12 protein-coding genes, 1 tRNA gene and 1 pseudogene are annotated in these 8757 nt (G+C 67.8%); 7 read left to right on the plus strand and 7 right to left on the minus strand.

What is annotated here, in order from left to right:
• Window positions 1–108: 108 nt before the first annotated feature.
• Window positions 109–402 (minus strand): HigA family addiction module antitoxin, encoded by a 294-nt coding sequence (locus ABDW21_RS15080; protein WP_343602918.1) that lies wholly within the window; start codon window positions 400–402, stop codon window positions 109–111.
• A 7-nt stretch (window positions 403–409) separates the two neighbouring features.
• Window positions 410–691 carry a type II toxin-antitoxin system RelE/ParE family toxin gene (locus ABDW21_RS15085; RefSeq protein WP_343602916.1) on the minus strand — a complete coding sequence of 94 codons (282 nt, stop codon included), beginning with the start codon at window positions 689–691 and terminating at the stop codon, window positions 410–412.
• Between the two features lie 110 nt (window positions 692–801).
• On the opposite strand from ABDW21_RS15085, the gene ABDW21_RS15090 reads away from it, so the two are divergent.
• Window positions 802–1158, plus strand: a complete 357-nt coding sequence (locus ABDW21_RS15090) for a DUF488 family protein (protein ID WP_343602915.1) — start codon at window positions 802–804, stop codon at window positions 1156–1158.
• A 156-nt stretch (window positions 1159–1314) separates the two neighbouring features.
• Here the strand turns inward: ABDW21_RS15090 and ABDW21_RS15095 are convergent, their stop codons facing one another.
• The 3 genes from ABDW21_RS15095 to crcB (ABDW21_RS15105) are packed head-to-tail and all read right to left on the minus strand — an operon-like array spanning window position 1315 to window position 3169.
• On the minus strand, window positions 1315–2403 hold the full coding sequence (locus tag ABDW21_RS15095) for a DUF190 domain-containing protein (RefSeq protein ID WP_343710655.1): 1089 nt from the start codon (window positions 2401–2403) through the stop codon (window positions 1315–1317).
• Window positions 2400–2774: a fluoride efflux transporter CrcB gene (gene crcB / locus ABDW21_RS15100; RefSeq protein ID WP_343602913.1), complete on the minus strand. Its 375-nt coding sequence runs from the start codon at window positions 2772–2774 to the stop codon at window positions 2400–2402. The genes ABDW21_RS15095 and crcB (ABDW21_RS15100) overlap by 4 nt, the downstream gene beginning before the upstream one ends.
• Complete coding sequence (gene crcB / locus ABDW21_RS15105; protein ID WP_343602917.1) at window positions 2774–3169, minus strand: fluoride efflux transporter CrcB; 396 nt, start codon at window positions 3167–3169, stop codon at window positions 2774–2776. The genes crcB (ABDW21_RS15100) and crcB (ABDW21_RS15105) overlap by 1 nt, the downstream gene beginning before the upstream one ends.
• A 46-nt stretch (window positions 3170–3215) precedes the next feature.
• On the opposite strand from crcB (ABDW21_RS15105), the gene pgm reads away from it, so the two are divergent.
• The 3 genes from pgm (at window position 3216) to ABDW21_RS15120 (ending at window position 6250) form a co-directional block, all read left to right on the plus strand.
• Window positions 3216–4850, plus strand: coding sequence for a phosphoglucomutase (alpha-D-glucose-1,6-bisphosphate-dependent) (gene pgm, locus ABDW21_RS15110; protein ID WP_343602911.1), 1635 nt, complete (start codon window positions 3216–3218; stop codon window positions 4848–4850).
• Window positions 4847–6103, plus strand: coding sequence for an FAD-dependent oxidoreductase (locus ABDW21_RS15115; RefSeq protein ID WP_343602910.1), 1257 nt, complete (start codon window positions 4847–4849; stop codon window positions 6101–6103). Before pgm ends, ABDW21_RS15115 begins: the two co-directional genes overlap by 4 nt.
• Window positions 6104–6177: 74 nt before the next feature.
• Window positions 6178–6250: transfer RNA gene (locus ABDW21_RS15120), tRNA-Ala, on the plus strand.
• A gap of 67 nt (window positions 6251–6317) precedes the next feature.
• Here the strand turns inward: ABDW21_RS15120 and ABDW21_RS15125 are convergent.
• Entirely contained in the window at window positions 6318–6668 is a 351-nt protein-coding gene (locus ABDW21_RS15125) for a hypothetical protein (RefSeq protein WP_343602909.1), read from the minus strand.
• 290 nt (window positions 6669–6958) lie between these two features.
• Here ABDW21_RS15125 and ABDW21_RS15130 point away from each other — a divergent pair, with 290 nt between their 5' ends.
• From ABDW21_RS15130 to ABDW21_RS15140, 3 genes are read left to right on the plus strand one after another with little or no spacing between them, the layout of a single operon-like run.
• On the plus strand, window positions 6959–7348 hold the full coding sequence (locus ABDW21_RS15130; protein WP_343710656.1) for a DUF1870 family protein: 390 nt from the start codon (window positions 6959–6961) through the stop codon (window positions 7346–7348).
• Window positions 7345–7647: an XRE family transcriptional regulator gene (locus tag ABDW21_RS15135; protein WP_343710657.1), complete on the plus strand. Its 303-nt coding sequence runs from the start codon at window positions 7345–7347 to the stop codon at window positions 7645–7647. The genes ABDW21_RS15130 and ABDW21_RS15135 overlap by 4 nt, the downstream gene beginning before the upstream one ends.
• 32 nt (window positions 7648–7679) lie before the next feature.
• Entirely contained in the window at window positions 7680–8321 is a 642-nt protein-coding gene (locus ABDW21_RS15140; RefSeq protein ID WP_343710658.1) for a DUF4143 domain-containing protein, read from the plus strand.
• 64 nt (window positions 8322–8385) lie between these two features.
• On the opposite strand, the pseudogene ABDW21_RS15145 reads toward ABDW21_RS15140, so the two are convergent.
• Window positions 8386–8610: pseudogene (locus ABDW21_RS15145) on the minus strand (Fic family protein); the annotation flags it as partial.
• Between the last annotated feature and the right edge of the window lie 147 nt (window positions 8611–8757).

Here is an 8757-nt window from a genome sequence, read left to right on the forward strand (position 1 = left end):
GGCCGCAGCTCCACCAGAAACGGCCGCAGCTCCACCAGAAACGGCAGTGACAGTCCAGAGACGTGTCGACGACGGCCGGACAGCAAAGTTCGCAACGTGCCTTGTTTCCTATCCGACGTTCTTCCAGACCTGCACCCGCGTCAAATCGCAAGTTTCGCGGGCGATCTCGACTTCATAGTGCTTCTGCAAGTTCAGCCAGAACGTGTCGGACTGGCCGAAAAGCTTGCCCAGGCGCAATGACGTGTCCGGAGTGATGGAGCGCTCGCCCTTGATGATTTGGTTGATCCGGCGCGGCGGTACATCGATGAGTCCGGCCAGCTTGCGTTGCGACAGCCCGAGTTCGGTCAGGTACTGGTCGGCGAGTATCCGGCCAGGGTGAATGGGCGGGATGTCTCTCACAATTGTTCTCCTAGTGGTAGTCCGTGATTTCCACGTGTGCCGGTCCTGATCGGGTCCAGGTGAAACAGATGCGGTATTGATCATTGATTCGGATGCTGTGCTGGCCCTTGCGAGTACCGGCGAGCGGTTCGAGTCGGTTCCCCGGCGGCATCGTGAGGTCGTTCAGGGTCTCGGCCGCGTTGACCATCAGAAGCTTCTCCAATGCTCGCTTGGTGAGGTCTGGACCAAATTTGGCGATCCGGCGCCTGTGGAACAGTCTCTCGGTGTCCTTGTCGTCGAACGACCGGATCACCATGCCAGTGTAACGCATGACGTTACACAGCGCAGGTGCGCCATGCGGATCGTGACGGTCACGGCTCCCCGGCCACCCGTTGCAGCTGACCACCCGCGCTACCCTGGCTTATGGCCCCCACAAGCCGAATTCGGGTGGCCCGGGTCTACGACGAGCCCAGTCCGGACGACGGCCGGCGCATCCTGGTGGACCGGGTGTGGCCGCGCGGCTTCCGCAAGGACGACCCGCGGGTGGGCACCTGGCTGAAGGACGTCGCGCCGTCGACGCAACTGCGGAGCTGGTACGGCCACCAACCGGAGCGCTTCGAGGAGTTCGCCGAAAAGTACAAGAAGGAGCTCGAGGGCAACGACGCGCTGGAGGAACTGCGCAGGCTGACCAAGCGCGGAGTCGTGACGCTGGTGACCGCCACCCGTGACCTGGACGGCAGCCAGGCCGCAGTGCTGGCCACGGTGCTCACAGGTCGTTGAATGACCCATCAGGCTCGCGCCGGGATGACCGACGCCGTCGTCCGTCGCCGAGTGGACGAACCGGGGGCACCTTGTGCATGCGCGATCGCCGACCTGAGAATCGCGAACGAGGGCATCGCCCGGTATCGGCCGTGGCATTGCACCGCTGCTACGCGCTCAGTACTCGAGTTGCGCCAGCCGGGCGTCGCCGGGCGGGTCGGATCCGCCGATCGACACCGCCGCAGGCACCATCTCGCTGGTCACCACGCCGTGCTCGGCCGTCAGCTCGTCGACGATGTCGAAACTGCGCGCAATCCATTCCGGCCTGTCGACGATGATGGTGACCACCGGCACGCGTCGCGTCAGCTGAAAGAGCTTGTCCCCGTGCGGTTCATGGTTGCCGTGGAATCCCCAGACACCACGCAGCACGGTTGCGCCGCGAGCCAGGCCCGAGTCCAGCAGCCTGCGCACCAGTGCACGGTGAATCGGCACGCCGCCGTGGCCGGTGGCCTCGCCGGTGTGCACCATGATCTTCTGCCACACCGCCCGACCGCGCTCGTCGGTCATCGGCAGACGGTGCGGCCGTGCCAGCAGCTCGCCGTCGCGCTTGCACAACCGGACCCGCTCGACGGTGAGCAACGGGTGCGGCACGACGGAACTCAGCTCGGCGACCGCCGCCGACACCTGCGCCGCGGTCCCGATGGAAATGATCATCAACGGCACGTTCACATTACGGCTGAAAAACCGGGCTTGGTAGCGGCGGCCGTGCGCGGTGCCGTCGACGCCGAGAAACACTCCCGCGCCGGCGAATCCGAGTCGGTACAACAGATCGCACACTGCGCGGTAGGCCGGCAGCCCGGCGATACTTTCCTGGCGGCCGACGTAGATCGTGAGCTTGTTGGCGTCCCGGTCGCCGACGTCCGGCCCGGCCCGACCGCCGACCAGCTGCGCACGTTCCACGGTCACCAGGCCGCGGTCGGTCATCGCGAGCACGTCGCCGACCAGCCCGCTGATCTTCGGCTCGACATCGACCGCGGCGACCGTCACCGGCGGGTCTTCGGACAGGCTCAGCGACTCGTCGCTGCGGAACACGTGCTGCGGGCCGAAACTGGTGATGCCGCGCAGCATCACGCTGGTCGCGACTTGCTGCGCACCGAACAGGTTCAGCATGGCGTCGGCCAGAAATCCTTGCCGGGCACCGCCGGTGGATACCGCGCGCTGCCGCTCACCGAAGTACGTGGTCAGTTTCAGGCACGGCTGGTTCACAGCCGGCCCGCGATCCATTGGCCCAGCAGCGCCGCCGCGATACCCAACACCATGCTGACCACGATATTCGCCACCGCGTCGCGGGTCTGGCGCTCCTCACCGAGCCGCTGGGTCTCCAGGATCCAGGTGGAGAACGTGGTGTAGGAGCCGACGAACGCGGTGTCGACCAGCAGCGCCGCGTGCCGGCTCAGCGCCAGGCCGCTGATCACGCCCAGCGCCGCGGCACCGCTGAGGTTGACGGTCAGCGTCCCCAACGGCAGTGTCCCGAATCGAAGGGACCGCGCGGCCCGCTGGGCCACCGCGCGGTCCACCACGAAACGCAACACCGAACCGATGCCGCCGGCCAGCAGCACACCGAGCCAGAGGATCATCAGCGCGCCGCCACCCGACGCACGACGGCGGTGGCGAGGTAGACCGCCAATAAGCCGAGCGCGATGCTGGCGGCGGTGTAGCCGGCGGCCAGGTCGTAGCGCCGGTGTTCGATCATGCCCAGCGTCTCGACCTGCATGGTGGAGAACGTGGTCAGCCCGCCGCACAGTCCGGTACCCAGCAGCGGCCGGCGATAGCTCGACAGCGGCAGCCGCTCCAGCAGCCGGGTGGTGAAATAGCCGACCAGGAAGGCGCCCACGATGTTGGCGGTGAACGTGGGCCAGGGCCAGCGCGTCGGGTCGGCGGCCGCGAGCATGCCCAGGCCGGCGCGGGCCGACGCGCCCAGCGCGCCGCCGGCGAAGACAGCGGCCAGCTCGCGGTAGTCGTGGCCCGCCACGGGTTCCCTTCCCCTTCGGTGCGCACCGACCGGCAGAATCGGTGTCATGGCCAACCCGCGTGCCGGTCAGCCGGCCCAGCCCGAAGACCTCGTCGACCTGCCCCACCTGGTCACCGCATATTACGCACTGCAGCCCGACCCCGACGACGCCACGCAGCGTGTCGCCTTCGGCACCTCCGGGCACCGGGGCTCGGCGCTGGACGCGGCGTTCAACGAGGCGCACATCCTGGCCATCACCCAGGCCATCGTCGACTACCGCGCCGCACAGGGCATTACCGGGCCGCTGTTCCTCGGACGCGACACCCACGGCCTGTCCGAGCCGGCCTGGGTGACGGCGCTGGAGGTGCTCGCCGGCAATGAGGTGTTGGCCGTCGTCGACAGCGCGGACCGGTACACGCCGACACCGGCGATCAGCCACGCCATCGTCAACTACAACCGGGGTCGCGCCGACGGTCTCGCCGACGGAATCGCCGCCACGCCGTCGCACAACCCGCCGCGAGACGGTGGCTTCAAGTACAACCCACCGCACGGCGGGCCGGCCGACACCGACGCCACGAATGTGATCGCCGCCCGCGCCAACGAGCTGTTGCGCGGCGGGTGCACGGCGGTCAAGCGGATTCCGTTGGCCCGGGCGCTGGCGACCGCGTGGCGCCACGACTACCTGGACTCCTATGTCGACGATCTGCCGAATGTGGTTGATATGAAAGCGATCCGCAGCGCCGGGGTGCGTATCGGCGCCGACCCGCTCGGCGGGGCCAGCGTCGACTACTGGGGTGTGATCGCCGAGCGGCACAACCTCGACCTGACCGTGGTCAACCCGCTGGTCGACGCTACGTGGCGGTTCATGACGCTGGACACCGACGGCAAGATCCGGATGGACTGCAGTTCGCCGGACGCGATGGCGGGGCTGATCGCCCACCGCGACGCCTACCAGATCGCCACCGGCAACGACGCCGACGCCGACCGGCACGGCATCGTCACACCCGACGCCGGGCTGCTCAACCCCAACCAGTATCTGGCCGCGGCTATCGACTACCTGTACACGCACCGGCCGTCCTGGCCCGCCGGCATCGCCGTCGGCAAGACCGCGGTCAGCTCGTCGATCATCGACCGGGTTGTCGCGGGCATCGGACGCGACCTGGTCGAGGTGCCGGTCGGCTTCAAATGGTTCGTCGACGGATTACGCGGCGGCGCTATCGGTTTCGCCGGAGAGGAGTCGGCCGGGGCGTCGTTCCTGCGCCGCGACGGATCGGTGTGGACGACCGACAAGGACGGCATCACTCTCGCGCTGCTGGCCGCCGAGATGCTCGCTGTCACCGGAGCCACCCCGTCGCAGCGCTACCGGGAACTGGCCGACAGGTACGGCGCACCCGTCTACGCCCGGGTCAACGCGCCCGCCGACCGCGAGCAGAAAGCCCGGCTGGCCCAGCTGTCCGCCGAGCAGGTGAGCGCCACCGAGCTGGCCGGCGAGCCGATCACCGCCAAGCTGACCACCGCGCCCGGCAACGGAGCCCCGCTGGGCGGGCTGAAGGTGACGACGGCCAACGCGTGGTTCGCCGCGCGACCGTCGGGCACCGAGGACGTCTACAAGATCTACGCCGAATCATTCCGTGGCCCAGACCATTTGACCCAGGTGCAGGAGACGGCGCGGGAGTTGGTGACGCAGGTGATCGGGTCGTGACGGCGGGCGACCGGCGGCCCGGTGACCGGCCGCGGACGGCGATCGTGGTGGGCGCCGGCATCGTGGGGCTGTCGACCGCGTGGTTCCTGCAGGAGCGCGGCGTCGACGTCACCGTGGTCGACCGCGTCGGTGTGGCCGCGGGTTCGTCGTGGGGCAACGCCGGATGGATCGCGCCGGCGCTCACCATTCCGCTCAACGAGCCCGGCACGCTGGGCTACGGTCTGCGCGCGATGCTCAATCCTGCTGCACCGCTGCGCATCTCGCCAAGTGTGTCGCCGCAGCTGTGGAGGTTTCTGGCCCGTTTCGCCGTCAACTGCCGCCGTTCGTCGTGGGTTCGGGCCGCCCGGGCGAACCTGGCACTGAGCGCAGAATGCCTGTCGGACTATGGCGTTCTGGTGGCCAACGGGGTGGACGCCCCGGTCACCGAGGCCCCGATCACCGCGCTGTTCACCGATTCCCGCTACGCCGAGCATCTGCTCGACGAGCTGCAGCGGTTGCGCGACGCCGGTCAGCCGGTGTCCGCCACGGTGTTGAGTGGCAACGCTGTGCGCGAGCAGGTGCCGCTGGCGTCGGCGACGATCACCGCCGGGGTGCGCATCGACGGTCAGCGGTTCGTCGACGCCGCACGCTTCGTGCAGGCGCTGGGCCGCTCGGTCGTCGACCGGGGCGCCGCGCTGCAGACCGGCGACGTCGTCGACGTGCGGGGCTCGCGCAACGGCGTCACCGTGCACTCGCGTGGCGGCGCCGTGTTGAGCGCTGACGTGGCGGTGGTGGCGGCGGGCGCCTGGTTGTCGCGGCTGGTCCGCCGCTGGGTGCGGGTTCCGGTGCAGGCCGGGCGCGGCTACTCCTTCACGGTGCCGGTCGAGCGTGCGGTGCCCGGGCCGGTCTACCTGCCCGAGATCCGGGTGGCCTGCACGCCGCTGCCCGAGGGATTGCGGGTGACCAGCACGATGGAGATCCGCGACCCCGACGCACCTCCCGCCGCGGCGCGGGTCGCCGCCATGTGCGATGCGGTCCGCCCGATGTTCGACGGCGTCCGCTGGGACCGGCGCAGCGACACGTGGGTCGGTCCGCGCCCGCTGACCCCGGACGGGCGCCCGCTGATAGGACGCGTCTCCGAGGGCGTTTTCGTCGCCGGAGGGCACGGCATGTGGGGGATGACGCACGGCCCGGTGACCGGGCGGCTGCTGGCGCAGCAGATCACCACCGGCGCGCAACCTGCGGCTCTTCGCGAATTCGACCCGCTGCGTTGAGCGGCCGGCCGGCGGTGATCGGCGGCTTTGAACGCACGTTGGCGGTGGTGTAGCTTCGATGGGCACAACCTCGCGGGGCTATGGCGCAGCTGGTAGCGCACCACACTGGCAGTGTGGGGGTCAGGGGTTCGAGTCCCCTTAGCTCCACCCGAGAAAGCCCTGGCCAATAGCCAGGGGTTCTTTGCCAACAGGATCTGATGACCACCGGTTTGTCCTAACGCTGTCGTGCAGTCGCTGAGAACACGCCCGCAGCGGCCGTCAGGCGGTCGTCAGCCACACGCTCGTAAACCGCTTGCGTCATGCGCTCGGTGTGGCCGGGCCGGGCCGCCACCACGTCGGCGCCGATGCCCGCAGCCCGCGTCCGCGAGATGTTGGAGTGCCGCAGCTTGCCGAGCGTGATGGCCTGAAGCCCCGCGGCGCCGCGCTGCGCGGCGAACTTTGGCGAGTAGTCGCGGACGGGCAACCATGTGCCATCGATGCGCGAGAGCAATAGGTCATTGTCTGCAAGCGGTCGATCGACCGCCAGGCGCTCGTGCAGGTGTACCGTGCGCATGGTCTTGATCATCGCCAGCTCGCGCGGCGGCAAGGGCAGATCGCGGGCGCTGCGCTCGGTCTTGGTCGACCTGGTCGCGCCCGTTCACGTCGACACGGGCCTGGCGGATGCGCAGAGCGCCTGCGACGCTAATCACTCAAACAGCCATCCCGTTCGCAGTCACAGCCGGCCTTGGTGATGCGGGGTCGAGCCCGGGGCAAACCCTCGTACGGCGCCTCAGTTGCCTGCATGCGCCGGTGATGACGACCCAGAAACGCGAGCCGCTCTAAAACACTGTCGTTGTACAACCTCAAAGTTGTACCATGGTCAAGGTGAGCTGGGTGGTCGACCTGGAACTGATCACCGACTGGCTGGCCGGCCTCGACGATCGCAGCCACGAACTTGTGATCGCCGCCCTGGAACTGTTGGCCGAGCGGGGACCGCTGCTCGGACGGCCCCTCGTCGACACCGTCACCAGCTCGCGACACAACAACATGAAAGAACTACGACCCGGCAGCGCAAGCCGAACCGAGCTACGCGCACTGTTCGCCTTCGATCCGCAACGAGCAGCGATCATGCTCGTCGCCGGCGACAAACAAGGCCAATGGAAACGCTGGTACGACCAACACATCCCGATCGCCGACGACCTGTTCGACACACACCTCGACAAACTGAAACAAACCAAGCAGCAGAAGGGACGCAAACGCCGATGACCACACTCGACGACTGGCTCAAAAAGCGCCCGGTCAACCGCGACGCCGTCGACGCCCATAAAGCCCGCATGCGTGGCGAACTACGTGCCTACGCCCTACGCGAACTGCGCGAGGCGCAAGGACTCACCCAGACCCAACTGGCCGGCCTGTTGCACGTTAGCCAAAACCGCGTCAGTGCCATGGAACGCGGCGAGGTCGGACACACTCAGATCGACACCCTGCGCCGCTACGTCGACGCCCTCGGCGGCCAGCTCCGCGTCGAAGTCGAGCTCGGCGACGAACGCATCCAAATCGCCTAGGAGCACAACTCGCCGTTCGCAAGCCTGACGCCATGCTGGGGTGGTTGCGTGCCTACGCGGCGGCCACATCCACGACGGCCAGCTACACCGCAGTGCTCGACGCGGCCACCGCCGGTGTCAGTGACAAGCCGGCGCGTTCAACGACCATCGCGTACCGCGATGTGCTCACTGCGCTATGGCTGCTTGACCCGGTGCCTGCTTGGGGTCCCGCGGCAAACCCGTTGGCGCGCTTGGCCCAATCGCCGAAGCATCACCTGGCCGATCCCGCGTTGGCGGCGCGTCTACTCGGCTTGTCCGTGGATACGCTCCTCAGCGGTAAAGGCAGGCCGATAGGGCCTCAGGCCGGTGGCATGCTCGGGCATCTCTTCGAATCCTTGGCCACACTGTGCGTGCGGGTTGCTGCGCAGGCCGCCGAGGCCACTATCGGTCACCTCCGGACACGCAATGGTGACCACGAAATAGATCTGGTGGTGGTGCGCGACGACGGCAAAGTGCTCGCTGTCGAGGTGAAACTCGCCGCAACAGTCGAAGATCGAGACACTGCGCAGTTGCGCTGGCTGGCCGACCACCTCGGCGCGGACCTGCTCGACGCGATCATCATCAACACCGGGCCCAACGCCTACCGTCGCCCCGACGGCATCGGCCTGGTCCCGCTGGCGCTGCTGGGTCCGTGATGGGTCGAAACACGAACGGCGGCCGTCGTTTGCGACGAGTCGATAGCCGACGCCGTGCGGGCGGCTAGGTGGTTGATCCACGCCGTCCGGCACGTACGGCGAATGCGTCGAGTGCGCTCAGGACCTCGGGCGCACGCCAGGCTCGGTTGCGGGTGCGGTCGGTAAACTCGCTGATGATTCCAGCGTCTGCGAGAGGGTCCACGTACCGGCGTGCATTCCCGGTCACGATGCCGAGCTCACGATGGAGCACTTGCGCGTTGAACACCGGCTGTCTGATCAGCAAGTCCGCTTAGCTGCATAAGTGATGCTATCGGCCTCCTGTAGCTGATCCCTGTCAGGGATAGAGGCGGGCTCGGGTAAGTAGTGAGCAATGCTTGAAATCTGTGGATCTGCTCGGGAATGGGCGTACCTTCCCGAGTGGTCAGTGAAGGTTCCA

The sequence above is a fragment of the Mycobacterium sp. genome (assembly GCF_039583805.1).
GTDB lineage: Bacteria > Actinomycetota > Actinomycetes > Mycobacteriales > Mycobacteriaceae > Mycobacterium.

Bases quoted from the DNA above. Each gene is read 5' to 3' on its own strand.
- ABDW21_RS15130 (WP_343710656.1), top strand. From the start codon at position 6,959: ATGGTCAAGGTGAGCTGGGTGGTCGACCTGGAACTGATCACCGACTGG.
- crcB (WP_343602913.1), bottom strand. From the start codon at position 2,774: ATGATCCTCTGGCTCGGTGTGCTGCTGGCCGGCGGCATCGGTTCGGTG.
- ABDW21_RS15135 (WP_343710657.1), top strand. From the start codon at position 7,345: ATGACCACACTCGACGACTGGCTCAAAAAGCGCCCGGTCAACCGCGAC.
- ABDW21_RS15090 (WP_343602915.1), top strand. From the start codon at position 802: ATGGCCCCCACAAGCCGAATTCGGGTGGCCCGGGTCTACGACGAGCCC.
- pgm (WP_343602911.1), top strand. From the start codon at position 3,216: ATGGCCAACCCGCGTGCCGGTCAGCCGGCCCAGCCCGAAGACCTCGTC.
- ABDW21_RS15125 (WP_343602909.1), bottom strand. From the start codon at position 6,668: ATGATCAAGACCATGCGCACGGTACACCTGCACGAGCGCCTGGCGGTC.
- ABDW21_RS15140 (WP_343710658.1), top strand. From the start codon at position 7,680: ATGCTGGGGTGGTTGCGTGCCTACGCGGCGGCCACATCCACGACGGCC.